Below are 24,447 nucleotides of genomic sequence, written 5' to 3'. Positions count from 1 at the left end.
CTTTGTCGCGGCTTCGAGGAAAACGGTTCGGTTCAGGCTTGGCGAAAGACGATATTTTTCATAATGGCATGGTAGATGAACAGCCGGCCCCAAACCAGGGCGGCTCAAGATGGTCCCGTAGCTCAACTGGATAGAGCATCAGATTTCTACTCTGAGGGTTGCAGGTTCGATTCCTGCCGGGATCGCCATTTTCAGTCGCAAACGTTCATCGTGAGCCCGGTCTACGACGCGCATCCGCAGAATCCACGGCCCTTCACGAACGCGTGGGAAACCTCGCTTCGGGCTTTGATCCGGGCAAACGAACCCTATCTATCCGCCGGGCGAGGTGCGCCCGATAAGGACTTCGATGCCACTATCCGACTTGACGAGAATGGCTATCGCATCTGCGGTGGCGGTTGTCGCAATATCGTTCCTGGCAATCGATGCGGGAGTCGTGAACTCCGGCGTCATAACTAAGCCCATCGCGACGGCGCGGGCTTCCATCGCAAACGCGGCGGTGAGTCAGCATCAGCTCGCCTTCGCCATTCAGGCGTGGGCGCGTCGCAGCCACCAGAAGCCTGCCCTCGAAGAATGCCTGGCGATCGATTGATTCAGGCGCCGCGCTAGATCGGCCGGGCGTCGATCAATTGCCCTGGAGTCGCGAAACTCAGTCGAAGCTGGGACGGTTTTTCTCCAGGTCCGAGTTCTCACTGATTCGCTGCCCACCACTCGGCGATCGCCGCCGCTAGATCCTTCCACAACTCGGTCGGCAGATCCGGCACGGCGACCCGGACGCTGTACCGATCCGTGGTCGCGTCGCGAAACCATTCGGTCGCCGCGAAATCAAAACCAAAGCTGCCGGCGTGGCGAATGGGGAAGCCTTTGCCGCCAAGGTCGCGGCTCATATCCTCGGCCGCCTGCCGCGCGGTCGCCTCATCGAGGGCGCGCCTGCCGCGAAGCGTGACATAGAGGCCGTGGGTGAAATGCAGCTCGGCCGAGAGCGAAGCGAGCTCGGAGGCGAAGTATCGCGCCGTGTGGCGACCGTTGCGCAGGATCGCCGCGACGCGCCTTTTCGTCAGGGCCCAATAGGCCACTGAGCCCACGAATGGTGGGAAGTGCGCCGGCAACGCCGCGCCACCGAGAAGCCGGACCGCATTGCGGGTTTCCGTCGCCAGGCTTTCAGACAGCAGCTGGCCTGCCTTGAGGTCCTTCCGGCTCCAATGCACGAACACGGCAGAGCCGAGCCGGCCGTATTCCACGCCGAGCGAATCCAGCTTGTTGTGGCTTCGCACCAACACTACGGGAATGTCCCATCGCGCCGCCCATCTCAGGACGCGCCGGATGCGTCCCGATCTGCCGGCGAAACATGTCGTGTCGAAAATCAGCAGATCGAGCGCCGAACCATCGCAACGTAAAGCGGCCTCGAACGCTCCGGCCGGGGCGCATGAATCCAGCAGGAGAAGACGCGGCGAGCTTGTCGCAGCAAACGCTTCGCCCAGCGGGAGTCTGGCGGTAACAAGCCGCAAATGGGGGACAAGGCTGTCGATCAGCTCCAGTGTCTCGCCGTAGGTGCCCGGCAGCACCACGATGTCTGCCTTGCCTATGATTCGTGTGGACGCGAGCAGCAGCGCGGAAATCGCGGCCATGCCGGAGGCGGTATAGATCGCCTCGCTCCTGCAGCTCCGCTCGGGCTCATAAAACGAGGGACCGCGCACCTTGAGGTCCGCGCGCTGATAATCGTAGCTGAACGAAAACGGACCGCTGGTGGGAGACGCCGCATGCGACCAGGCCGTCTCCGTTGCCTTCCAGTCCTGCAGCGCATTCTCCGCGCGTAGCGCGGCGGCGAGCCGAAATTTGCAGTCCACGACCTCGTCGACCGATTGCGGCCGAGCCAGATGCAGCGGGCGTCTCAGGCAATCGTTCAGCAGCCCGATTTCCCCGTGCTTTCGTTCGAGATAGGCCTCGGAGGTCTCCATGCGGATCTGATGAGGATGGTCTTGGCAATTGCGACTGCCTTTCAACGTTCGGCGAACGCATTGGCTCCAACAGTCGGTCTCGCTCATCCTTGCAACGAAGACCAGTCCTCGCCGTTGACACTGCACAAGGAGAACATCATGAGCGATATCAGGGAGCACATGAAGATCATCGGCAAGGACGGCGCGCATGTCGGCACCGTCGACCGCGTCGAGGGCAACCGCATCAAGCTGACGCGGAAGGACAGCCCGGAAGGTCACAAGGACCATCATCATTACATCGACACGAAATATGTGGGGGCCGTCGAAGGTGATGTCGTCAAGCTTTCGGTCAATGCCGACGCGGTGCCGAAGTCGGAAGCAGCCTGAGCCTGCAAGTCCCTTCGCGGACTTTGAGTTTGTTCACGGTCCTGCTCCGCTTCGTTCCCCGAAACGAATCGCGATCGGAAAATCGTCGTCCGAACGAGTCTTAACGCCGCGTTTCGGCGCCTCGCGTCAGGCGTCGAGCGTCACGAGCACGGGCCGTAGCCGATAGGCGTCGATCGCGGCGTTGGACAGCAGCAATCGTCGCCGTTCGCCACCCCGCATCATGCGGTCGATTCTGTTCAGGATGAATCGGGCCGCGTCCCTGCGCTCGCCGGTAAGCAGGCCGGATTGGTCGAGATATTTCCAGGCAATCTCGAAGGACTCTGCGCGCAACTCGGTATCGGTCATAGCAGCTCAACGTCCGCGGGGAACCGACGTTCCATCGGTAAGCCCCTCGCCCGGTCGGCCTCCATGATCTCGCACGAAAGGATTGAGGGGGCGCGGAACGAACCTGCGATCGGCGCGTTCGACATCGAGTGGTGCCGATCTGCCAGCCCCGATCGGCTCTCGAGAACCCCGTGCTTGTCCCCCGAGCACGGGGTTTTTCTGTGAATACGGATATTGTCGTACGAGCGTAGGCTCAGTCCGTCCGCTCTTCGCGCCGATCGCGGGCGAGTTGATGCCAGGCCAGAGCCAGCTCGATGAGACGTTGCCGGTCGGGACCTTCGGCTGCCACGGCGCGCTTCATTGCCGCCTCGGCTTCATGCTGTGGATCGTACTTGGTACACATGAAGCCAATTCTAGCCGGACGATCTGGACAAGCGCGTGGCAATTTCGTCCGTATGATTGCGGGGTTAATGCCGCCCTCGCGGATTTGCATCGCGATCCAGCTCACGCATCTGTCGAACGACCGGCACCCATTGTGGGCTTGAGGCGCTCCGATCTGTGAAGTGCGTCACAGCCGGCGCCCGGCGTCTCCGCTAAACAGACTTCAGCGCTCCAAGAGAGCGAGAAGGCATGGGAGATGTTCCCGTCATGACACAAGAAGCCGCAGCCGAAATTGCCGTCCCGACGCGACGCGAAAGATCCGACCCGCTCGGCATCGCATATCTTGCGACCATCGGCATCGTGATGCTGGCCTGGATCGCAGGCCTGGTCTGGGCCGCGATCGCGTTCTTCGGCTGGCTGGTATCCTGACGCGCGGGGCGATTCCCCTTCAATTCCCGGCCAGCTGACGGCCAGCGCCAGAACGAAAGAGGCGGGATCTTGGCCCGCCTCTCCGCTTCAGGTCTCGTCCGGAGTGCTCAGTAACACGCGCGGGGATCGGCCTGCACATACTGGCCGCTCGGATAGCGGTAGTAGCAGTTGCCCTGGGCCAGATAGTAGCCGGGGCGCGAAGCAGCCGTGGCGCCGGCGATCGCCCCGGTGGCACCGCCGATCACAGCACCTGCGGCTGCCCCCGAGGCGTTGCCCGAGATCAGGCCGCCCAGCACGCCGCCGACGATGGCGCCGCCAAGGGCGCTCGCGCCAGGATCGGCCGGCGGCGGAGGCGGCGGTGGTTCGTAGGCGACGGGCGGGGCATAGGCCACCGGCACGTCGTCATAATAATCCTCCGAGATGTAGGCGGGGGGCCCCTCCATCCGCTGCGGATAATAATACCGCGCGCCACCCACGTCCCACCACCAGCCGGAGCGGCCGTTGTGGACTTCGTGGCGCCACCGTCCGCCATCCCAGGCGAGATGGCCGCGATAGGCGTGTCCGCCCCAATCGCGCGCCGGTGCGGGACCCCTGGCGTAATTGCGTCCGGGCGGCGGACCGCCGGCGTTGCGCGGCGCAGGACCTGCGAGAGCGGGATTTGGACCTGGACCTGCATGACCAGGACCGCCAGCGTGAGGCTGGCCGCCGGCCTGTGGTGCGGGCCGGGCAGCCTGCTGCGGCGGCGGACCCTTGCGCATGTTCTGAGGCGGCGCGCCGGCGCCTGGTCCGGCCGATGGCTGCGCGGCGTCTCTCGGCGGCCTGGCCTCCTGAGCCTGCGCCGGGATGGCGAGCAACGACATCGCCGAAACCAATGGAATGATGATCTTGATGCGACTGGACGCACTCATGCGTGCTTGCCCCCTACTCTCTCGATTGCCGTCAATGGCCGTGACGCCTGGCGCGATAGACGATTCGGCTCGCGCTGAGCTGATGCCGGCTGACATGACTGACCTGCTTTGGTCGGCCAAGTCCCGTTACAAATGATTAAGATCACGACATTTTTTCGTCCGCGCGGGCCGCGCTGGAGTGCTTCTAGCGGGCCGGTTCGATCACATTGCAGTTGCTTCGCCCGGACATCAGGCAGTCCTGCATCTTGCTCGCGGAGGTGAGATCGCGGGCGAGCCACCAGCCGACGCAGAGGATCACGATCGCGATGATCAAGCCGGCGATGGCGCCGCGGCGGTTGTCACCGGATTGAGGTCTCGGAGGGAATTGGGACTTAGCGGCCGGTTTGGGCTTAGGCTCGGATTTGGCTTCGGACTTGGACATGGCTGACCGATCACGGGGCGAACGGGCTTTATCACCTCTGCGGCGTGGCGTCACATCCCGCCCAAGCTCCCCCGGTTACCCCCGGGTCGGCCGGATCGCTTCCTTGCGCGAGGTTTCGGCCGCCGGGATCGCCTGCTGAACCCGCGGTGCGCAGGTCGTGAGCACAAACGCCGTCTGGGTGCATTCCCAATCTGCGCCCAGGACGGCACTTTCGATCGGCTGCGGACGGGCGAGGAGCAGCGTGGCACCGGCCAGGGCTGCCACCGCGACGGCGATTGCGAGCGCCTTCAGGCTCAGTCTTGAGATCGTCATGCCCGTGCTCCGCGGCTCATACCGGGCGGGACGCTAGGCGCCGCCCTGGTGCCCCTTTATGAGGGGCATCACAATTCGGCAGTTTTTCGGGGCTACGAGAGATCGTCGGGGGCGGCGATTTTCGTCTACCTGATCGGCTGCGATTATAGGTGGCATCACGACGCGCGCCGATGTACACGCATCTGCGTCGCGCGGCGCCCGCTATGCCCAGCCGACGTACCAACACGCAGTGATGTAGGATCGAAAGCGAGGATGACAAGGTTCGCCGATGAGTGGATTTAGGGAACCAGGCTTCTCCGACCGACAAAAGGCGGCACAGGAAGCACGCAAAAACCTTTTGAACAAATTCAAGTCGCAGCCGGGGCCGGATGATCCCGCGGTTGTGGCGAAGCGTGCGGAGCGCGAGGCCCTTGCGGCCAAGCGCGCCGAGGCAAAGGCTGCGCGCGAGACGGAAAAGGCCGAGCAGAAGCGCCTCCAAGAAGAGGCTGCCGCGCTCGAGGCCGCGCGGATCGCCCGCGAAGCCGAAGAAGCCGTTGCGAAGGCGGCCGAAGCCGAGGCCGATCAAAAGGCCAAGCGAGACGCCCGCTACGCCGCCCGCAAGGCGAAGCGCAAGTAACGTTCGCAAGTCTAATGCTCGCAAGTCACGTTCAATTGAATTTGGACTGAAACAATATTCTGGGGGGCGGTCTACGTGACCGCCCCCGGATTTTTGGCGCGCGTCTGTCTGTCGCAAGCGCCGCCTCGACGATGGAAGATCAGTGCTTCTTCATCATCCCGTCGTCTTTCTTCATCCCGTCCTTCGACATCGTGTCCTTCTTCATGCCGTCGTCCTTGGACATGGTGTCCTTCTTCATGCCGTCCTTGGACATCGTGTCCTTTTTCATCATGCCGTCATCCTTGCCCATCTTGTCTTGGGCAAAGGCGGCCGGCGACAGTGCGAGGCCGAGCGAGAGAACGGCCGCCGAAACGCCGAGCGCGATGCGGGTACGAATGGTCATGACTGGTCTTCCCTTCGAGATGATGTTTGTCAGCGACGGACGCCGCTATCTGATCTCGACGGATTGCCACTGGGCATTGTTACGCGGCGGCTGATAAATTTCCAGGCGCCCGCCGCCGTCCTTCGTTCGACGGATGCAGAAAATCAGAAGTGTGCAACGCAGCATGGCCGGCACTTGCCGCGGCATTCGGTCTCGAACTATCAGATGAGAGAACATTGTCTGAAAGACCGGCTAGGATGGGCCTCAGCACGGTCTCCAAAGACCAATCCAAAATCACGGCAAACAAGAGCCCTCCAAAGAACCGTCCAAAGAACCGTCCAAGGGAATCACACCATGCTCACGCGCCGCCACCTGATCGCGACCGCCGTCGCCACACCCGCCATTCTCCGTTTCGGCACCGGCACCGCGCATGCCGCGACCACGCTGAAGATCTCGCATCAATTCCCCGGCGGCACCGTCGACAAGGGCGATTTCCGCGACCGGCTCTGCCGCATGTTCGCCGCCGAAGTCGCCAAGCGCAGCAATGGCGACATTGCCGCCGAAATCTATCCGAACTCTTCGCTGATCAAGACCAACGCGCAGTTCTCCGCGATGCGGAAGGGCGCGCTCGACATCAGCCTCTATCCGATGCCCTATGCCGGCGGCGAATTGCCGGAGACCAATATCGGCCTGATGCCGGGCCTCGTCACCACCTACGACCAGGGCATGCGCTGGAAGAAGGAACCGGTCGGCAAGGCGCTGACCGACTTCCTCGCCGACAAGGGCATCATCCTGCTCAGCTGGGTGTGGCAGGCCGGCGGCGTCGCCAGCCGCTCCAAGCCGATCGTGGCCCCCGAAGATGCCAAGGGTCTCAAGGTGCGCGGCGGCTCGCGCGAGATGGACATGGTGCTCCAGACCGCCGGCGCCTCGGTGCTGTCGGTGCCCTCGAACGAAATCTACGCAGCGATGCAGACGGGTGCCTGCGATGCCGGCATCACCTCCTCGACCAGCCTGATCTCGTTCCGTCTCGAAGAGGTCGCGAAATCGCTGACCTCGGGCGCAGGCGCGTCCTACTGGTTCATGCTCGAGCCGCTGATGATGTCGAAGGCGATCTTCGACAAGCTGCCGAAGAACCAGCAGGACGTCCTGCTCGCGGTCGGCACCGAGCTCGAAGCCTTCGGCCGCAAGGGCGCGCAGGACGACGACGTCGAGGTCGCCAAGGTCTACGAGAAGGCCGGCGCCAAGGTCTCCGCGCTCGATGCCGCGACCGTCGGAAAGTGGCGTGACATCGCCCGCGACACCGCCTGGAAGGACTACGGCGCCAAGACCGCGACCTCGGCCAACCTGCTCAAGCTCGCGACCGACGTCGCCGCATGAGCCACGGTCCGCTTCCGGATCGTGACGACCAGGCAAACGCCGCCGCAAGGACCGGCCTTGCGGCGGCGATCGATCGCGGTCTCGCCATCCTCAACAGCATCATCGTCGTGTTCGCAGCGATTGCGCTGATCGCCGCCTGCGCCATCCTGAGCTACAGCGTGCTCAGCCGCGCCTTGTTCAAGGCCGCCAATTATTGGCAGGACGAGGCGGCGGTGTTCCTGCTGGTTGGCGCCACCTTCATGACCGCCGCCTACGTGCAGCAGAACCGCGGTCACATCGGCATCGAGGCCTTTGTCGGCCTGCTCTCGCCGCTGGCGAACCGGATCAGACTCTGGCTGGTCGATGCCGTGACGCTTCTGTTCTGCGCTTTCTTCGCCTGGAAGTCCTGGACGCTGGCGCATGAAGCCTATGTCGATGGCCAGGTCTCGAACTCGATGTGGTCGCCCCCGCTGGCCATCCCCTATTCGCTGATGGCGTTTGGCATGAGTCTGCTCTGCGTCCAGATTCTCGTGCAGCTTGCGCTGCCTTTCGCTGGAGCCAGGCGTTCATGAGCGTTTTCGGTATCGGCCTCGCGTACGGAATCGCGACGCTGGTCGTGATGTTTTCGGGCATGCCGATCGCGTTCGCGCTCGGCGCAGTCGCGGTCGTGTTCATGGGCATCTACATGCCCGCCGCCTCTCTCGATACGGTGACGCAGAACGTCTACGAGGAAATGGCCTCGATCACGCTGCTGTCGATCCCGCTCTTCATCCTGAAGGGCGCCGCGATCGGCAAGTCGCGCGCGGGCCAGGATCTCTACTCGGCTCTGCACGCCTGGCTGCACCGCGTCCCCGGCGGCCTCGGGGTCGCCAACGTGTTCGCCTGCGCACTGTTTGCGGCGATGGCGGGCTCATCGCCCGCGACCTGCTCGGCAATCGGCTCGGCCGGCATCCCCGAGATGCGCAAGCGCGGCTATTCCGGCGGTTTTGCCGCCGGCATCATCGCCGCCGGCGGCACGCTCGGCATTCTGCTGCCGCCGTCGATCACGATGATCCTGTTTGCGGTCGCCGCCGAAAAATCGCTGGGACGGCTGTTCCTCGCCGGCATCGGACCCGGCCTGCTGCTGGTCTCGCTGTTCGGCGTCTACGCAGTGATCCGCTTCCGCCAGGAATATGCCGCGGCCGAAGCGATCTACAAGAACGGCGGCCCGGAAGCTGCGATCCTCGCCCGCGACGAGTACACGCTCGCGGAGCGCTTCAGCGTGCTGCCGCGCGTGATCCCCTTCGTGCTGCTGCTCACCGGCGTCATGATCGCGCTCTATGGCGGCTACGCGACGCCGTCGGAGACCGCCGGCCTCGGCGGCCTCCTGGCGCTGGCATTGATCGCTGCGATCTACAGCGTGTGGCGGCCGAGCGACCTCGCCCCCATCCTGAAATCGACGATCCGGGAATCGACCATGCTGATGATGATCATCGGCATGTCGCTGCTCTATTCCTACGTGATGAGCTATCTCCACATCTCGCAATCTGCCGCCGAATCCGTCGTCGCGATGCATCTGCCGCGCTGGGGCCTTTTGTTCGCGATCCTCGTCATGGTCGTCGTGCTCGGCTTCTTCCTGCCGCCGGTCTCGATCATCCTGATGACCGCGCCGATCATCCTGCCGCCCTTACGCGCCGCCAATTTCGACATCATCTGGTTCGGCGTCGTCATGACGATCGTGATGGAGATGGGGCTGATCCATCCACCCGTCGGCCTCAACATCTTCGTCATTCGCAACGTCGCGCCCGACATCCCCTTGCGCGAGGTGATCTGGGGCACGCTGCCGTTCGTGCTGCTGATGATGGTCGCGGTGCTGCTGCTGTGCTTCGTGCCGGGGATCTCCACCGCGCTGCCGGACCTGGTGATGGGGCCGGACGGGAGCAGGTGACACGTTGGTAGGGCGGGTTAGCTCCGTAGCTGCGCAAAGCGCAGTCCCCGAGGCGTAACCCACCAACTTCGTCCCGCATTCGCTGGACGATGGTGGGTTACGCTTCGCTAACCCACCCTACGATTTCTCGTTCCGCCGCGACTTCGGCGTGATCGCGCCGCCACCCACCACCTGCAACAGATCCTTGCGCACGGCCTCGATGTGACGCTCCAGGAACCGGCAGGCTTCCTCGACCTTCTCCGCGCGGCAGAGTGCGATCAGATGGGCGTGCTCCTTCTCGGCGGTCCCCATCGCCTTGGTGTTGGAGAGCTGGAGACGCGTATAGCGGTCGCTGGTCTGGAGCAGTGACAGCACGATCGCCCGGGTGCGGGGCTGCGGGGCATGGACATAGAGCGCCATGTGGAAGTCGGCATTGAGCTGCCCCCATTCGCTGACGTTGCGGGCCTTGATCGCCTTCTCGAAGCTCTTGTGGATGTCGTCGAGGCCGTCGAAATCGTCTGCAGTGAATCGGGGGGCCGAGTGCGCCAGCAGCCGCGGCTCCAGGATCCGGCGCAAGTCGAAGACGTCATTGATCTCGTCCAGTGACAGCTCGGAGACGATGGCGCCCTTCTGCGGAACGATCCGCACCAGGCCCTCCGCTTCGAGCTGAAACAGGGCCTCGCGCACGGGGATGCGGCTGACGCCATAGGCCTCGCCAAGCGCATCCTGGCGCAGTTGCGATCCGGCCGGATAGGTCCCGTCGAGGATTGCCTGCCGGAGTTGGTCGACGATCGCAGCCGACAGGGTGCGATGCTTCAGAGGCACTTTCATCCGATCTTCCGTCCCTCTCCGACTCGGCCGGCCGGAACGGTCCCTGTCTTGCATGTTGAGGTCATCTCGTCCCCGCAAAAAGCGCGTGCACGCCTTCCACGCAGCCCGCAATTCCATTTGACAGCCAAAATGTATAAATTATACATTCGGCTATCGCACGACAAATCTTGCAGGCAATGGGGCCTCTTCATGATCGAGCAGACGATGCCGGCCACGCGCGCGTTCAGCGTTCAACGCATGGTCGTCGGTGCCTCCAGCGCCCTGCTCGCCGTCGAGCGCATTGCATTGATGGGCCTGATGTACCTGCTCACCGGCTTGATCCTGGTGAACGTCGTCACCCGCTACTCGCACTTCCCGATCTATTGGATCGATGAATCCGCGGTCTATTGCGTGGTCTGGCTGACCTTCATCGGCGCCTCCGCCATGACGCGGTTGCGACTGGACTTCGCCGTCACGATGCTGACGGAGCGTCTTTCGCCCCGCCGCCAGAAGATAGCCAAGGTGATCTCGACCGGCCTCGTCGTCGTATTCGGCATCGCGCTGATCGTCACCTGCGTGCTCTGGATGGATCCGATCGGATTGGCCCGCGCCGGGTTCGACGGCCGCAAGCTCGCGGCGGAAACCTTCAACTTCGTCTACACCGAACACACCCAGACGCTGAACTGGCCGACCTGGGTGCTCTATCTGACGCTGCCGATCTTCGCGGTGTCGATGACCGTTCATGGTCTCGCCAATTTGCTGGAAGATCTCGAGCTGGTCCCGCGCACGCCACCGAGGGGCTTTGCGCTCTCCGAACTCGACGGAGTCAACTGATGGTCACGTCAGCAGCCTTCCTCGCAATCATGCTGGTCGGCGTGCCGATCGGCCTTTGCCTGTGCCTCGCGGGCCTCGTCTACATCGCGGCGTCCGGCAATCCGGTGCTGTTCCAGTCCTATCCTCTGCAGCTGTTCGGCGGCGTCGACAGCTACGGCCTGATCGCCATTCCGCTCTTCATCCTGATCGGCGAGATCATGAACGGCGGCGGCATCACGCGGCGCATCGTCGACATGGCGATGGCGTTCGTCGGCTCGCTGAAGGGCGGGCTCGCCTACGTCAACATCCTCGCCAACATGTTCATCTCCTCGATCCTGGGTTCTGCGACTGCACAGGTCGCGATCATGGCCCAGATCATGGTGCCGGAGATGGAGAAGAAGGGCTACGACAAGACGTTCGCGGCGGGACTGACCGCCTATGGCGGCATGCTCGGTCCGATCATCCCGCCGTCGGTGATGTTCGTGGTCTACAGCGTGCTGGCGCAGGTCTCGGTCAGCGACATGCTGATCGCCGGCATCGTGCCGGGCGTCATCCTCACCGTGATGTTCTGCGTCGTCATCGCGCTGATGGGATACATCTACAACTATCCCCGCGCCGACTATCAGACGCCGCGGCAGCGCGTGGCGACGATCCTGCGAACCTCGCCCACCCTGCTGATCCCGATCGTCATCGTCGGCACCATCCTCGGCGGTCTCGCCAACGCGACGGAATCCGCCGCCGTCGGCGCCGTTGCCGCAGCCTTGGTCGGAAAGTTCTGGACCCGAGAGTTCGAATTCTCGCAGCTGCCGCAGATGATGCTGCGCAGCGCGATCTATTCGGCGATCGTGCTGTTCCTGGTGGCCGCCGCGGCGGTGTTCTCGTGGGTGCTGATCTTCGGCAAGGTGCCGCAGGAAACCGCCGCCTGGATCCAGACGGCCGCCAAGGACCCGATCAGCTTCATGCTGATCTGCAACGTCATCCTGCTGGTGATCGGCACGGTGATCGACGGCATTCCCGGGCTGATCATGACGGTGCCGATCCTGCTGCCGGTCGCAACCGACGTCTACCACATCGATCCCCGGCACTTTGGCGTCGTCGTGGTGATCAACCTCGTGCTCGGCCTGTTGTCGCCGCCGGTCGGGCTCTGCTTCTTCGTCGCGGCCGCCGTCACCGGCGCCAAGCCCGGCAAGATGTTCATGGTGACGCTGCCGTTCTTCGTCATCTCCTGCGTCCTGCTGGTGCTGCTCTCGCTCTATCCGTCGCTCTCGCTGATCCTCATCAAATAGGCCGTCCAGAAGGAAGCCCAACCATGCCGCTTTCACGCCGCCATTTTCTCACCGCCAGCGCCGCCCTGCCGCTGTTCGCGCCCTCGCTAGCGCTCGCGCAGGCCAAGGAATTCCGCCTCGGCCTGATTACGCCCAACGGCCATTCCTGGAACAAGGCAGCGCTCAAGTTCGGCGAAGACCTCAAAGCCGCTACCAACGGCCGCCTCACCCTGACCGTGTTCCACTCCGGCCAACTCGGCAACGAGCCCGCGATGATGCAGCAATTGCAGTCCGGCGCGCTCGACATGGGCTTCATCCAGGCCGCCGAGCTCGGCTCGCGCGTGCCGCACATCGCTGCGATCAACGCGCCCTACATCGTCCGCTCGACGCCAGCAGTCGCGAAATTCGTGCGGCATCCGGCGGCCATCAAGCTGTTCGAGGTGCTGCCGCAAGAGACCGGAACGATCGGACTCGGCTGGGGCATCACCGGCATGCGCGCGGTGTTCTCGTCCAAGGACCTGACAACGCTCGCCGACATCAGGGGCATGAAGCTGCGCATCAATCCGACCCCGGTCTATCGCGATTTCTATTCCTCGCTCGGCGCCGCGCCAACGCCGATCCCGACGCCGCAGGTGTTCGACGCGATGGCCAACGGCCAGGTCGACGGCCTCGAGGCCGACCTCGAATTCTCCTGGAACCAGCGCTTCGACAAGGTGTCGAAGGTGATCCTGCAGATGAACGCCGTCTTCATGCCGATGGCCGCCGTGGTCTCGGGCCGGGTCTGGCAGTCGCTCCCCGCCGCCGACCGCGAGCTGATCGCCAAGACCGTCAAGTCGACGCTGGATGCGCAGATCGACGAGTTGGCCTCCAACGAGCCCGCGCTGATCGAGAATTTCAAGAACGCCCCGATCCCGATCCGCCAGGTGCCGGCCGGCGATACCGAAGCTGTCATTGCCGAGTTCGATAAGATCTGGCTGCCCAAGGCACCTGTCCTCGCCGAGCTGCGCAAGGTCGGCGCCACGCTCTGACCCCACCCATCCCCCTCATAACACCCGGCGGATCCAGCCCCCGCCGGCAAAATCCACTTGGAGTCAAACCATGAGCCGCCGCGTTTCCTGGGAAGGCGTCTTCCCGGCCGTCACCACGCAATTCCACGACGATCTCTCGCTCGACATCGACGCGACCGCGAAGGTAATGGACGGGCTGATCCGTGATGGCGTCTCCGGCCTGATCGTCTGCGGCTCGGTCGGCGAGAACACCTCGCTGGAGCGCAAGGAGAAGGTCGCGATCATGGAGACGGCGAAGTCCGTCGCGGCCGGCCGCGTGCCCGTGTTGTGCGGTATCGCCGAATTCACCACGGCCTTCGCGGTCGAAACCGCGAAGGAGGCCGCGCGCGTCGGCATCGACGGCGTGATGGTGATGCCGGCGCTGGTCTATTCGTCCAAGCCGCACGAGACCGCCGCGCATTTCCGCGCCGTCGCCACCGCGACGGACCTGCCGGTGATGCTCTACAACAATCCGCCGATCTACAAGAACGACGTCACCCCCGACATCCTGGCTTCGCTCACCGATGTCGAGACCGTCGTTTGCTTCAAGGATTCCTCCGGTGACACAAGGCGCTTCATCGACACCAGGAACATGGTCGGCGATCGCTTCGTGCTGTTCGCCGGCCTCGACGACGTCATCGTCGAGAGCATCGCCATGGGCGCCGTGGGGTGGGTCTCCGGCATGTCGAACGCCTTCCCGCGCGAGGGCGAGACGCTGTTCCGGCTCGCCAAGGCGGGACGCTATCCCGAGGCGATGCCGCTCTACGAATGGTTCATGCCGCTCTTGCATCTCGACGCGCGCCCGGACCTCGTCCAGTGCATCAAGCTGTGCGAGCACATCATGGGCCGCGGCACCGCGCTGACGCGCCCGCCCCGCCTCGCGCTGCTGCCGCAGGAGAAGGCCGAGGTCGAGGCGATGATGGTGAAGGCCCTCAAGAGCCGTCCGCGCCTGCCCGATGTCGGGCTGAAGGCGGCCTGACCGCACGTTTCGTAGGGTGGGTTAGACCTGCGGCTGCGCAACGCGCAGTCGCAGGGCGTAACCCACCACTTCTGTCAGCGCAGAAACCGAAGAGGTGGGTTACGCTTCGCTAACCCACCCTACGAAGCCGCTCGCTTCCTCTTCGCGTTCAGCGCGGACGCCACGCGGCTCACCGGCGGTTTGCCGAGCAGGCCGCTGATCTCGTTGGTCGCCGCCAGCAACCGGTCCATATCGACGCCGGTCCTGACGCCCATGCCTTCGAGCATGTAGACGACGTCCTCGGTCGCGACATTGCCGGTCGCGCCCGGCGCGTAGGGACAGCCGCCGAGGCCGCCGGCGGCGGCGTCGATGACGCGGACGCCCTCCTCCATCCCCGCATAGAGGTTGGCGAGCGCCTGGCCGTAGGTGTCGTGGAAATGCATCGCCAGCTTGTGGGCAGGAATGTTGGCGCCGACCGCGCGCAGCATCGCCTTGGCCTTATCGGGCGTGCCGACCCCGATGGTGTCGCCGAGCGAGATTTCGTAGCAGCCGAGCTCCCACAGCGCGTTGGCGAGATCTGCGACGGCTTTCGGCTTGATCTCGCCGTCGAAGGGGCAGCCTAGCACGCAGGAGATATAGCCGCGGACCTTGACGCCATCGGCCTTGGCGCGCGCCAGCACCGGCTTGAAGCGTTCGATGGACTCCGCCACCGTGCAATTGATGTTGGCCCGCGAAAAGCCCTCGGAGGCCGCGGCGAACACCGAGACGATCTTTGCGCCGGCCGCGCGCGCGGCGTCATAGCCCTTCTCGTTCGGCAACAGCACGTGGAATTCGGCACCGGTCAAATGGTTGACGCCGCGCAGCACGGCGTCCGAGCTCGCCATCTGCGGGATCGCCTTGGGGGAAACGAAGGCGCCGACCTCGACAGTATTGAGGCCGGCGGCGACCAGCGCCTCGATGAAGGCGATGCGGGCCTCGACGCTGACCGCCGTCTTCTCGTTCTGCAGGCCGTCGCGCGGCCCCATTTCGATGATGCGGACCTGATCGCTCATCTCATTCTCCGGAAGGCTCGACCACGGCGAGCTCGACGCCCTCCTGGACGATGTCGCCGACCTTGCATTTGATGGACTTCAGCACGCCAGCATAGGGCGCGCGCAGCGTCTGCTCCATCTTCATCACTTCCAGCGTCAGGATCGGCGCGCCCTTCTCCAGCTTGGCACCCTCCTCCGCCAGCACGGCGACGACCGTGCCCGGCAACGGTGCCGCGATCTTGTCCGCACCGGCCTGCTCCTCGGTCTCGCCTCCGAACGGATCGACCAAATGCAGATCGAAGCGGCCGTTGCGCGTGCGCAAATACAGCTCATGGCCGTCGATCACGGCCGCGACCGACGTTTTCACGCCGTCAAGCGTCAGGTCGAAGCCGCCGTCGCGGGTCGCAACCGCAAACGCAAGCTCGCGTTCGCCGATCACCAGCGTCGATGGTCCGCTGCCATAGTTCAGCGTGATCTTCTGCTCGGGCCCATGATGAACACCATGACCGGCGCGAAACGCAAAGTTGCGCTGGCGGCGACCGACCGGCATCCAGCCAAAGGTTTGCCAGGGCGAATTCGCTTCCGCCTTCGCAGCCTGCCGTTCGCTGTTGATCACAGCGGCCACCGCGGCGCAGAGCTCGAGCTCGCTCGGCGCCGGCGTGGGCTGCGTCAGCACGGCCAGCTCGCGTTCGATGAAACCGGTGTCGATTGCGTTCGCCCTCACCTTCGGATGCGTCATCAGCGCCGACAGGAACGGGATGTTGGTGACGATGCCGCGGACGTCGGACTCTTCCAGGCCGCGGTTCAGCCGCTCGATCGCGACATCCCGCGTCGGCGCCCAGGCGATCATCTTTGCCAGCATCGCATCGTAGTACGGCGAGACCGTATCGCCTTCCCGATAGCCGGAGTCGATGCGCAGGCCCCCGGTTTCGGAGGGCAGGCGCCAGGTCGAGATCTTTCCGACCGACGGCATGAAATTCCTGGTCGGGTTTTCCGCGTAGACGCGCGCCTCGACAGCATGGCCGTTGAGCTTGATCTCATCTTGTTTGAGCGGCAGCGCTTCGCCGAAGGCTACGCGGAGCTGCCACTCGACGAGGTCGATCCCAGTGATGAGCTCGGTCACGGGATGCTCGACCTGGAGGCGGGTGTTCATCTCGATGAAAAACACGTCCTTGCCGTCGGAGACGAACTCGATGGTGCCGGCGCCGACATAGTTGACGGCTCCGGCCGCCTTGCGCGCGGCGGCACAGACCGTGTCGCGCTGGGCTGCATTGAGCGTCGGCGACGGCGCTTCCTCGATCACCTTCTGGTGGCGGCGCTGCAGGGTGCATTCGCGCTCAAACAGCGACAGCAGATTGCCGTGGCTGTCGCCGATCACCTGCACCTCGATATGCCGGGGGTTATCGACGTATTTTTCGATCAGCATGCGGTCGTCGCCGAACGCGGCCTTGGCCTCGCGCTTCGCGCTGACGATCGCAGGCGCGAGTTCATCCGCGGAGCGAACGATGCGCATGCCACGGCCGCCGCCGCCGGCGGACGCCTTCACCAGAATGGGGAAACCGACCTTCTCGGCAGCCTTCGCCAGCGTCGCATCGTCCTGGGCCTCGCCGTGATAGCCGGGCACCAGCGGTACGCCGGCCTTTTCCATCAAAGCCTTGGAGCCGGACTTCGAACCCATCGCCGTCATCATCGCGGCGGTCGGCCCGACGAAGACCAGGCCCGCGTCGAAACACGCCTGCGCGAATTCGGCATTCTCCGACAGGAAGCCGTAGCCGGGATGGATCGCCTCCGCGCCGGTCTTGCGCGCGGCCTCAATCAGCCGTTCGGCATTGAGATAACTGTCGCGGGCGCGTGCGGGCCCGAGCAGCACGGCCTCGTCGGCCAGCGCGACATGCATCGCGTCGCGGTCGGCCTCGGAATAGACCGCGACCGTGCGCAGGCCCATGGCGCGCACGGTGCGGATCACGCGGCAGGCAATCTCGCCGCGGTTGGCGATCAGCAGGGTGCGAAAACGGCGGTAGAGCTTTGAGCGGTCCATCGCATCACATCCTGAACAGGCCGAATTTCGTCGGTTCGATCGGCGCATTCGACGCCGCCGAGAGGCCGAGGCCGAGTACCAGCCTTGTGTCGGCCGGGTCGATCACGCCATCGTCCCAGAGACGCGCGGTCGCGTAATACGGGTGCCCCTGGCTTTCATATTGCGCGCGAATCGGCTCGCGGAATTTATCTTCGTCTTCTTTCGACCAGCTATCGCCCTTCGCCTCGATATTGTCGCGGCGGACCTGGCTCAGCACCATCGAGGCCTGCTCGCCGCCCATCACCGAGATGCGGGCGTTCGGCCACATCCACAGGAAGCGCGGCGAGTAGGCGCGGCCGCACATGCCGTAATTGCCGGCGCCGTAGGAGCCGCCGATCACCACGGTGAATTTCGGCACCGACGCCGTCGCGACCGCCATCACCAGCTTGGCGCCGTCCCGCGCGATGCCGCCGGCTTCGTACTTCTTGCCGACCATGAAGCCGGTGATGTTCTGCAAAAACACCAGCGGAATGCCGCGCTGGCAGCACAGCTCGATGAAATGCGCCCCCTTCAGCGAGCTCTCGCTGAATAGGATGCCGTTGTTGGCGATGATGCCGACCGGAAAACCCCAGATGTGGGCGAAGCCGCAGACCAGCGTGGTGCCGTAGAGCTTCTTGAACTCGTCGAACTCGGAGCCGTCGACGACGCGCGCAATGATGTCGCGCACGTCGAACGGCTTGCGCCCGTCGACGGGCACCACGCCATAGATCTCCTCCGCCGCAAACAAGGGATCACGCGGCGGATGCATGTTGAGGTTCGGTCGCACGGACGGCTTCAGCGTGCCGACAATGCGGCGGGCGATGCCGATCGCGTGCGCGTCGTTCTGGGCGTAATGATCGGTCACGCCGGATTGCCGCGAATGCACGTCGGCGCCGCCGAGCTCCTCGGCAGTCACCACCTCGCCCGTCGCCGCCTTAACCAGCGGCGGCCCGCCCAGGAAGATGGTGCCTTGGTTGCGCACGATGATGCTCTCGTCCGACATCGCGGGGACATAGGCGCCGCCGGCCGTGCAGGAACCCATCACGATGGCGATCTGCGGGATGCCTTGCGACGACATCTGCGCCTGGTTGTAGAAGATGCGGCCAAAGTGACGCTCGTCCGGAAAGATCTCGTCCTGCAGCGGCAGGAAGGCGCCGCCGGAATCGACCATGTAGACGCAGGGAAGATTGTTCTGCCGCGCCACGTCCTGCGCGCGCAGATGCTTCTTCACTGTCATGGGATAATAGGTGCCGCCCTTGATGGTGGCATCGTTGGCGACGATCACGCATTCGCGGCCCGAGATGCGCCCGACCCCGGTGACGACGCTCGCCGAATGCACGTCGCCGCCATAGAGGCCATAGGCCGCGAGCGGCGACAGCTCCATGAACGCGGTGCCGGGATCGACCAGCAGGTCGACGCGCTCGCGCGCCAGCATCTTGCCGCGCGACGTGTGGCGGTTGCGCGAGACCTCGCCGCCGCCGCCCGCGACCAAGCTCAGCTTTTCGCGCAAATCCGCGACGAGAGTGCGCATGGCCTCGGAATTGCGGGCAAAGTCCGATGAAGACGTATCGATGCTGGAATGGAGCGGCATGTTGATTCCAATTGCGTGAAGGTTTTAAGCCGTCTCGGCCATCAATTCGCGCCCGATCAGCATGCGCCGGACCTCCGAGGTGCCGGCGCCGATCTCGTAGAGCTTTGCATCGCGCCACAGACGTCCGACCGGAAACTCGGATGTGTAGCCGACCCCGCCCAGCGCCTGGATCGCCTCGCCCGCCATCCAGGTCGCCTTCTCGGCGGAATAAAGGATCGCAGCGGCGGCGTCCTTGCGCAAGCTGCGCGCGTGATCGCCGCGGTCGCAGGCACGCCCCACCGCATAGACATAGGCACGCGTGGCCTGCCAGGTCGCGTACATGTCGGCAAGCTTGCCCTGCATGAGCTGGAAGTCGCCGATTGGCTGCCCGAACTGCTTGCGCTCGTGCATGTAGGGCACCACCGCGTCCATGCAGGCCGCCATGATCCCGAGCGGGCCGCCGGAGAGGACCGTGCGCTCATAGTCGAGCCCGGACATCAGCACCTTGACGCCCTCGCCGACCTTGCCAAGCACGTTCTCCTCCGGCACCTCGCATTCGTCGAAGAACAGCGGATAGGTGTTGGAGCCGCGCATGCCGAGCTTGTCGAGATGCTGACCGTGGGTGAAGCCCTTGGCCCCCTTCTCGACCAGGAAGGCGGTCATGCCGCGCGGGCCCGCTTCCGGATCGGTCTTGGCATAGACCACCAGCACGTCGGCATCGCCGCCATTGGTGATCCACATCTTCGAGCCGTTGAGCACGTAGCGGTCGCCGCGCTTGTCGGCGCGCAGCTTCATCGAGACGACGTCGGAGCCGGCCCCGGGCTCGGACATCGCGAGCGCGCCGACATATTCGCCGGAGATCAGCTTTGGCAGATAGCGCTCGCGCTGCGCATCATTGCCGTTGCGGCGGATCTGGTTGACGCAGAGGTTGGAGTGGGCGCCGTAGGAGAGCCCGACCGCGGCCGAGCCGCGCGAAATCTCCTCCATCGCGACGATATGGGCGAGATAGCCCATGTTGGAGCCGCCATATTGCTCCGGCGCGGTCATGCCGAGCAGGCCGAGGTCGCCGAGGCGCTTCCACAGGTCTGCCGGGAACAGATTGGCTTTTTCGATATCGGCGGCACGCGGGGCGATCTCCGCCTCCACGAAGGCGCGCAGCGTGTCGCGCAGCATGCTGATGTCTTCGCCCAGATCGAAATCGATGCTCGGGATATTCAAGGCGATTCCTCCGTATTTTGGGGACCGAACCTAGCGGCATCGGGGCCCTTCTGCGGTCGAAAAGGTTGCATTTTCCGCCAAACTTGGCGAGGATTTTCCCAGAGGATGTCCAATGCCTTTTCAAGTCGCAACCGCGATCCCGCGCCGTGCCGTAACCCCTGCCGCCTTCGTCCGCGGCGTCGTTGCGGCTTACGAACGCTACGGCCGCGATCCAACCGAGGCGCTGAGCCGGGGTCAGGTAACGCCAGACCTTGTCAATTCTCCGGATGGGCGGGTCACGGCCGGCCAGTTCGAGGCGCTGGCGGGTCATGCCATGCGCGAACTCGATGACGAGGCGCTCGGCTGGTTCTCGCGGCGGCTGCCCTTCGGCACCTACGGCATGCTGTGCCGCGCCTCGATCACCGCCCCGACGCTGGAGGTCGCGCTCAAGCGCTGGTGCCGGCACCATCGTCTGTTCACCGAGGACGTGCTGCTCGATCTCGCCGTCGGCGAGGAGACCGCGGTCGTGTCCATCCGCGAACTGGCCGACCTCGGACCCTTGCGCGAATTCTGCCTGGTCACCCTGCTCCGCTATGTCCTGGGGTTTTCCTGCTGGGCTGTAGATTCCAGGATCGCGCTCCGCGCCGCGGAATTTCCGTATCCCAAGCCCGGCCACGTCTCGGTCTATCCGACCATCTTTTGCCGAAACATCCGCTTCGATGCGGACCGCGCTTCCATCACCTTTGACAAGCATTATCTGTCGTTGCCGCTCACCCGGAGCGCGGCGGACCTCGACAACATGCTCAAGGGCGCGCTGCGGCTGACCGTGCTGCCCTATCGGCGCGACCGGCTCCTGGTCGAGCGCGTTCGCCGCGTGCTCCGCAATGCGCGCGGACGCAGTCTCGGAGCCGAGGATGTCGCGAGCGAGCTGGCGCTCTCCACCCGCACCATGCATCGGCGCCTGCGCGATGAAGCGACCTCGCTGCGCGATCTCAAGGAAGAGGCAAAATTCGAGCTCGCCAAGCAGGAGCTGATGCGCGGTCGTAGCCCGATCAAGCGGATCGCGGAGATCGCGGGCTTCCGCAACGAGAAGAGCTTTTCCCGCGCCTTCCGCACCTGGGCCGGTGCCTCACCGCGCGAATTTCGCGGCAGGTATCGCTGACGCGCGGGCTGTCATGCTGATGCGGCCTCCGAGATCCAACTCGGAGGCCGCACCATTTCGAACCGGGCTCAATCAGTTCGAGTTGGTCTGGCCGCCCGGGCGAAGCTTGGTGCGCGACTGCGTCTGCTTCGGCTGGAAGGCCAGCGCGTCGGTCGACGTCTTGGCGCCGCCGCTCTGCGAGCACGAGCCGCCGATGCCGCCGGCCGCGGCCCGGCAGGCCTCCATCGTCGGATAGCCGCAGCCATGCGCGGCCTGGGCGCCATTGGTGATGCAGTAGTCCTCTGCCTGGGCAGCCGGTGCGGTCATCATGAGAAACGCAGATGCAAACAGCGTCGCAGCGGATGCGACGAACGTCTTCGAGGTCAAGGTCATGTTGTCTTTTCCTGCTTCAGGGTCCCACAAAAGAGGCCTCGGCATGCGACGCAGGCTGAGGTTCACACCTCGCATCTAGGCCGGCGCCACGAACCGGCAATCACGGCTGGCCGCATTGCAGGGCTTCCCAAATCACATGTCACAGTTAGGTGAGTTACTTCACTTTTTATCCGCCTTATCCGAACCTGTATCCGGTAAGGGAATCATCTCCGCGCCTTCGGATTTTTGGATATCGTTGTGCGAGCCACGTTTGGGGACCCGTCGCCGCCAAGCTATCCTGCCGCCGTGATCTCCTGCAACGGCAGCGGAACGTCCTTCGCCACGCCCAGCACCGGGAAGCTGCGGACGTTCTTCACGTTCGGCATCGCGGCGAAATGCAGGAGCTGCTGGCGCATGCTCTCGACGCTCGGCGCCACGCATTTGAGAAGATAGTCGGTGTCGCCCGAGATCCGCCAGCACTGCTGGATGCGCGGGATCGCGGCGATCGAGCTCTCGAACGCCGCCAGCACCGGCTGGGCCTGGCTGCCGAGTTGGATCGAGACGAACGACACCACCTCGTAGCCGAGCAGCCGTTCGTCGATGACGGCGCGCACCGCCCGGATCACGCCGCGGCTGAACAGCGATTTCAGCCGCCTCACGCAGTTGGGCCCGGACACCCCGACGCGCAACGCCAGCTCGTTGTTGCGAACCCGCCCGTCCTGCTGCAACTCGGAGAGTATTTTCAGATCGACGCCGTCGAGCTGGTCACGCCCCGCCATATCCACCTCGTCATGGTCGTCTCATGCGAGGCAGCGAAGCACGGGGCGGAATGCCTGCCAAGGGCAGGACGATGGGAAGCATCCGCGTGTTTGGCCGAGCTTGCCCCGGCCATCCGCGGACTTTCAGGCGGAGGCTAAAACGTGGACGCCCGGGACCCGGCTCCGCCAAGGCTTCGCCAGGCATTCGGTGTTGGGCCGGCGAAGCTTCAGCGAAGACGGCATGCCCAGGCATGACGAGGGTCTCGACGCGTGGCCCGCCCTCAATGCGTCCAGGGCTCGCCGCGGCGGAACGAGAAATTGTCGGAATAGGCCACAGGCCTGCGCACCGACTCCTGCGGCTCGATCACCTGGTAGGCGATGCCCTTGCGCTCGCAATAGGCGACGGCCTCTTCCTTGCTGTGGAAACGCAGGGTGATCTGCTGCTTCATGTCGCCGGACGAGGTCCAGCCCATCAGCGGCTCGACCGCGCGCGGCTGCTCGGGCTCGTAGTCGAGCTGCCATTCCTTGGTCTTCGACCGGCCGGATTGCATCGCGTTCTTGGCGGGCTTGAAAATGCGTGCGGTCATGGATGGTCCGGCCTCTTGTTCGTCTTTTCGTTCGATTTCGATGCGTCACGGTAGCAGTTGGTGGAAACCGCGGGCATAGTATAGAGACACCTTTTGGGAACTGATCGGTGATTCCGGCCCCCCGGGATGGCTCGCCGACGGGTATAATCATTATGCTGCATCGTGACAATTGCGTACCCGCCTTCCGCGCCGGGATCTCGCCCGGCCGCCGTGCTTCGTTGACGCCCACCTGTCCGTCCCCTCCGAAAGCTCCCGTCGCATGTCCTTCCTGAACATCAACGCCACGCTCCCCGAGAAGGGCCGTGACCTCAGGCTCGACCTGTTTCGCGGTATTGCGAACTGGGCGATCTTCCTCGACCATATCCCCGACAACGTGGTGAACTGGATCACCACCCGCAATTACGGCTTTTCCGACGCCGCCGATCTGTTCGTCTTCATCTCCGGCTACACCGCCTCCTTCGTCTATGCGCGGATGATGCTCGAGCGCGGCTTCCTCGTCGGCGCCACGAGGCTGACCAAGCGGGTCTGGCAGCTCTACGTCGCCCACATCATCCTGTTCGTGATCTACATCGCCTCGATCAGCTATCTGGCGCTGCGCTTCGGCGATTCCGAGATGATCAACGAGTTCAACGTCGCCGGCCTGGTCGACAACGCCACCGAGACACTGCGCCAGGGCCTGTTCCTGCGCTTCAAGCCGCTCAATCTCGACGTGCTGCCACTCTACATCGTGCTGATGGGGCTGTTTCCGCCGGTGCTTTGGTTCATGCTGCGCAAGCCGGACCTGACGATGGCATTGTCCATCGTGCTGTGGCTGACCGCGCGCCATTTCGGCTTGAACCTGAACGCCTATCCGGCCGGCCAGTGGTACTTCAACCCGTATTGCTGGCAGGTGCTGTTCGTGTTCGGCGCCTGGTGCGCCCTGGGCGGCGCGCGGCGCTCGATGACGCTGATCAACGCACCGGTCACGCTCTGGTTCTGCTTGGCTTACATGCTGTTCGCGCTGGTCATGACCATGGCTGGCCGCTTCCCGGTCCTCGGCGGCATGTTCCCGGAATGGCTGTTCTCGGCGTTCAACCCGAATGACAAGACCAACCTCGCGCCCTACCGCTTCATCCACTTCGTCGTGATCGTGATCCTGGTGATCCGCTTCGTGCCGAAGGACTGGCCGGGCCTGGAATGGAAAGGGTTCGACCCCATCATCGTGTGCGGCCAGCAGTCGCTCGCCGTATTTTGCGTCGGAGTGTTCCTGTCCTTCGTCGGTCATTTCGAGCTGTCGATGAGCTCGGGCTCGCTGTTCGCGCAGATCTTCGTCAGCGTCGCCGGCATCGCGATCATGACGACGGTGGCCTATTACATCTCCTGGTCGAAGAGGCAGGACAAGCCGCTGAAGCCGCCGCCGCCCAAGCCTGCGGCCGCAAAGGCAGGCTGAGCCGGCGGCGCCTGGGCCTCCAGGCTCCGGCTGGTCCCCTGGACTGTTTCGGCTTACCCGGGATCGGATTGACCTGCCT

The 24,447-nt window shown here is 64.3% G+C and carries 27 protein-coding genes and 1 tRNA gene; 13 read left to right on the top strand and 15 right to left on the bottom strand.

From position 1 onward, the window contains the following. Nucleotides 1-111: 111 nt before the first annotated feature. Nucleotides 112-188, top strand: a tRNA-Arg gene (locus C7G41_RS16605). A 498-nt stretch (nt 189-686) separates the two neighbouring features. Here the strand turns inward: C7G41_RS16605 and C7G41_RS16595 are convergent. Continuing rightward, nucleotides 687-1,955 (bottom strand): hypothetical protein, encoded by a 1,269-nt coding sequence (locus tag C7G41_RS16595; RefSeq protein ID WP_106943535.1) that lies wholly within the window; start codon nt 1,953-1,955, stop codon nt 687-689. A gap of 138 nt (nt 1,956-2,093) precedes the next feature. On the opposite strand from C7G41_RS16595, the gene C7G41_RS16590 reads away from it, so the two are divergent. Then, nucleotides 2,094-2,321, top strand: coding sequence for a DUF2171 domain-containing protein (locus C7G41_RS16590; protein ID WP_106943694.1), 228 nt, complete (start codon nt 2,094-2,096; stop codon nt 2,319-2,321). A 126-nt stretch (nt 2,322-2,447) separates the two neighbouring features. Here C7G41_RS16590 and C7G41_RS16585 read toward each other — a convergent pair whose 3' ends face one another. Then, complete coding sequence (locus C7G41_RS16585) at nt 2,448-2,666, bottom strand: hypothetical protein (RefSeq protein ID WP_106943534.1); 219 nt, start codon at nt 2,664-2,666, stop codon at nt 2,448-2,450. A gap of 232 nt (nt 2,667-2,898) precedes the next feature. Then, nucleotides 2,899-3,153, bottom strand: a complete 255-nt coding sequence (locus C7G41_RS36955) for a hypothetical protein (RefSeq protein WP_146159770.1) — start codon at nt 3,151-3,153, stop codon at nt 2,899-2,901. Nucleotides 3,154-3,293: 140 nt separating this feature from the next. Between C7G41_RS36955 and C7G41_RS37840 the strand changes: the two genes are divergently transcribed. Next, complete coding sequence (locus tag C7G41_RS37840) at nt 3,294-3,455, top strand: hypothetical protein (protein WP_199198412.1); 162 nt, start codon at nt 3,294-3,296, stop codon at nt 3,453-3,455. A 107-nt stretch (nt 3,456-3,562) separates the two neighbouring features. Here C7G41_RS37840 and C7G41_RS16580 read toward each other — a convergent pair whose 3' ends face one another. From C7G41_RS16580 to C7G41_RS16570, 3 genes are all read right to left on the bottom strand, one after another. Continuing rightward, complete coding sequence (locus C7G41_RS16580; protein ID WP_199198411.1) at nt 3,563-4,363, bottom strand: hypothetical protein; 801 nt, start codon at nt 4,361-4,363, stop codon at nt 3,563-3,565. 184 nt (nt 4,364-4,547) lie between these two features. After that, nucleotides 4,548-4,784 (bottom strand): DUF2273 domain-containing protein, encoded by a 237-nt coding sequence (locus tag C7G41_RS16575; RefSeq protein WP_106943532.1) that lies wholly within the window; start codon nt 4,782-4,784, stop codon nt 4,548-4,550. A gap of 75 nt (nt 4,785-4,859) precedes the next feature. Next, nucleotides 4,860-5,096 carry a hypothetical protein gene (locus tag C7G41_RS16570; protein ID WP_106943531.1) on the bottom strand — a complete coding sequence of 79 codons (237 nt, stop codon included), beginning with the start codon at nt 5,094-5,096 and terminating at the stop codon, nt 4,860-4,862. A gap of 268 nt (nt 5,097-5,364) precedes the next feature. Here C7G41_RS16570 and C7G41_RS16565 point away from each other — a divergent pair, with 268 nt between their 5' ends. After that, entirely contained in the window at nt 5,365-5,712 is a 348-nt protein-coding gene (locus C7G41_RS16565; protein ID WP_007591299.1) for a DUF6481 family protein, read from the top strand. A gap of 139 nt (nt 5,713-5,851) precedes the next feature. On the opposite strand, the gene C7G41_RS16560 is transcribed toward C7G41_RS16565, so the two are convergent. Then, complete coding sequence (locus C7G41_RS16560) at nt 5,852-6,094, bottom strand: pentapeptide MXKDX repeat protein (RefSeq protein WP_007591301.1); 243 nt, start codon at nt 6,092-6,094, stop codon at nt 5,852-5,854. Between the two features lie 333 nt (nt 6,095-6,427). On the opposite strand from C7G41_RS16560, the gene dctP reads away from it, so the two are divergent. Genes dctP through C7G41_RS16545 form a run of 3 tightly spaced genes read left to right on the top strand, consistent with a single transcriptional unit; the run spans nt 6,428 to nt 9,356 of the window. Then, nucleotides 6,428-7,450, top strand: a complete 1,023-nt coding sequence (gene dctP / locus C7G41_RS16555; RefSeq protein WP_106943530.1) for a TRAP transporter substrate-binding protein DctP — start codon at nt 6,428-6,430, stop codon at nt 7,448-7,450. Then, a complete protein-coding gene (locus C7G41_RS16550; RefSeq protein WP_106943529.1) occupies nt 7,447-8,001 on the top strand; it encodes a TRAP transporter small permease in 555 nt (184 codons plus the stop codon). Before dctP ends, C7G41_RS16550 begins: the two co-directional genes overlap by 4 nt. Continuing rightward, entirely contained in the window at nt 7,998-9,356 is a 1,359-nt protein-coding gene (locus C7G41_RS16545) for a TRAP transporter large permease (RefSeq protein WP_106943528.1), read from the top strand. Before C7G41_RS16550 ends, C7G41_RS16545 begins: the two co-directional genes overlap by 4 nt. Nucleotides 9,357-9,473: 117 nt before the next feature. Here the strand turns inward: C7G41_RS16545 and C7G41_RS16540 are convergent, their stop codons facing one another. After that, nucleotides 9,474-10,166 (bottom strand): GntR family transcriptional regulator, encoded by a 693-nt coding sequence (locus C7G41_RS16540; protein WP_199198410.1) that lies wholly within the window; start codon nt 10,164-10,166, stop codon nt 9,474-9,476. Nucleotides 10,167-10,370: 204 nt separating this feature from the next. Here C7G41_RS16540 and C7G41_RS16535 point away from each other — a divergent pair, with 204 nt between their 5' ends. The 4 genes from C7G41_RS16535 to C7G41_RS16520 all read left to right on the top strand — a co-directional run bounded on the left by C7G41_RS16535 (nt 10,371) and on the right by C7G41_RS16520 (nt 14,248). Further along, entirely contained in the window at nt 10,371-10,979 is a 609-nt protein-coding gene (locus C7G41_RS16535; RefSeq protein WP_199198440.1) for a TRAP transporter small permease, read from the top strand. Beyond that, a complete protein-coding gene (locus tag C7G41_RS16530; protein ID WP_106943525.1) occupies nt 10,979-12,244 on the top strand; it encodes a TRAP transporter large permease in 1,266 nt (421 codons plus the stop codon). Before C7G41_RS16535 ends, C7G41_RS16530 begins: the two co-directional genes overlap by 1 nt. Nucleotides 12,245-12,267: 23 nt before the next feature. Next, a complete protein-coding gene (locus C7G41_RS16525; RefSeq protein ID WP_106943524.1) occupies nt 12,268-13,251 on the top strand; it encodes a TRAP transporter substrate-binding protein in 984 nt (327 codons plus the stop codon). A 70-nt stretch (nt 13,252-13,321) separates the two neighbouring features. Continuing rightward, the gene (locus tag C7G41_RS16520) at nt 13,322-14,248 is read left to right on the top strand and encodes a dihydrodipicolinate synthase family protein (RefSeq protein ID WP_106943523.1); all 927 of its coding nucleotides are present in this window, start codon (nt 13,322-13,324) and stop codon (nt 14,246-14,248) included. 119 nt (nt 14,249-14,367) lie between these two features. On the opposite strand, the gene C7G41_RS16515 is transcribed toward C7G41_RS16520, so the two are convergent. The 4 genes from C7G41_RS16515 to C7G41_RS16500 are packed head-to-tail and all read right to left on the bottom strand — an operon-like array spanning nt 14,368 to nt 20,102. Further along, nucleotides 14,368-15,279: a hydroxymethylglutaryl-CoA lyase gene (locus tag C7G41_RS16515; protein WP_106943522.1), complete on the bottom strand. Its 912-nt coding sequence runs from the start codon at nt 15,277-15,279 to the stop codon at nt 14,368-14,370. Nucleotide 15,280: 1 nt separating this feature from the next. Continuing rightward, nucleotides 15,281-17,296 (bottom strand): acetyl/propionyl/methylcrotonyl-CoA carboxylase subunit alpha, encoded by a 2,016-nt coding sequence (locus tag C7G41_RS16510; protein WP_199198409.1) that lies wholly within the window; start codon nt 17,294-17,296, stop codon nt 15,281-15,283. Nucleotides 17,297-17,300: 4 nt separating this feature from the next. Further along, nucleotides 17,301-18,905, bottom strand: a complete 1,605-nt coding sequence (locus C7G41_RS16505) for a carboxyl transferase domain-containing protein (protein WP_106943520.1) — start codon at nt 18,903-18,905, stop codon at nt 17,301-17,303. A 24-nt stretch (nt 18,906-18,929) separates the two neighbouring features. Then, entirely contained in the window at nt 18,930-20,102 is a 1,173-nt protein-coding gene (locus C7G41_RS16500) for an isovaleryl-CoA dehydrogenase (RefSeq protein ID WP_199198408.1), read from the bottom strand. Nucleotides 20,103-20,214: 112 nt separating this feature from the next. Here C7G41_RS16500 and C7G41_RS16495 point away from each other — a divergent pair, with 112 nt between their 5' ends. Then, nucleotides 20,215-21,243 carry an AraC family transcriptional regulator gene (locus C7G41_RS16495; RefSeq protein ID WP_106943519.1) on the top strand — a complete coding sequence of 343 codons (1,029 nt, stop codon included), beginning with the start codon at nt 20,215-20,217 and terminating at the stop codon, nt 21,241-21,243. A 72-nt stretch (nt 21,244-21,315) separates the two neighbouring features. Here the strand turns inward: C7G41_RS16495 and C7G41_RS16490 are convergent, their stop codons facing one another. The 3 genes from C7G41_RS16490 to C7G41_RS16480 form a co-directional block, all read right to left on the bottom strand. After that, on the bottom strand, nt 21,316-21,615 hold the full coding sequence (locus C7G41_RS16490) for a DUF3551 domain-containing protein (protein ID WP_106943518.1): 300 nt from the start codon (nt 21,613-21,615) through the stop codon (nt 21,316-21,318). A 272-nt stretch (nt 21,616-21,887) separates the two neighbouring features. Beyond that, nucleotides 21,888-22,373 carry an Lrp/AsnC family transcriptional regulator gene (locus C7G41_RS16485; protein WP_106943517.1) on the bottom strand — a complete coding sequence of 162 codons (486 nt, stop codon included), beginning with the start codon at nt 22,371-22,373 and terminating at the stop codon, nt 21,888-21,890. A gap of 260 nt (nt 22,374-22,633) precedes the next feature. After that, a complete protein-coding gene (locus tag C7G41_RS16480) occupies nt 22,634-22,939 on the bottom strand; it encodes an ETC complex I subunit (RefSeq protein WP_106943516.1) in 306 nt (101 codons plus the stop codon). A 259-nt stretch (nt 22,940-23,198) separates the two neighbouring features. On the opposite strand from C7G41_RS16480, the gene C7G41_RS16475 reads away from it, so the two are divergent. After that, nucleotides 23,199-24,368: an OpgC domain-containing protein gene (locus tag C7G41_RS16475; protein ID WP_106943515.1), complete on the top strand. Its 1,170-nt coding sequence runs from the start codon at nt 23,199-23,201 to the stop codon at nt 24,366-24,368. Nucleotides 24,369-24,447: the final 79 nt, after the last annotated feature.

Origin of the sequence: Bradyrhizobium sp. MOS002, assembly GCF_003020115.1 — a bacterium.
GTDB lineage: Bacteria > Pseudomonadota > Alphaproteobacteria > Rhizobiales > Xanthobacteraceae > Bradyrhizobium.
This window is presented reverse-complemented; position numbering and strand designations above follow the sequence as displayed.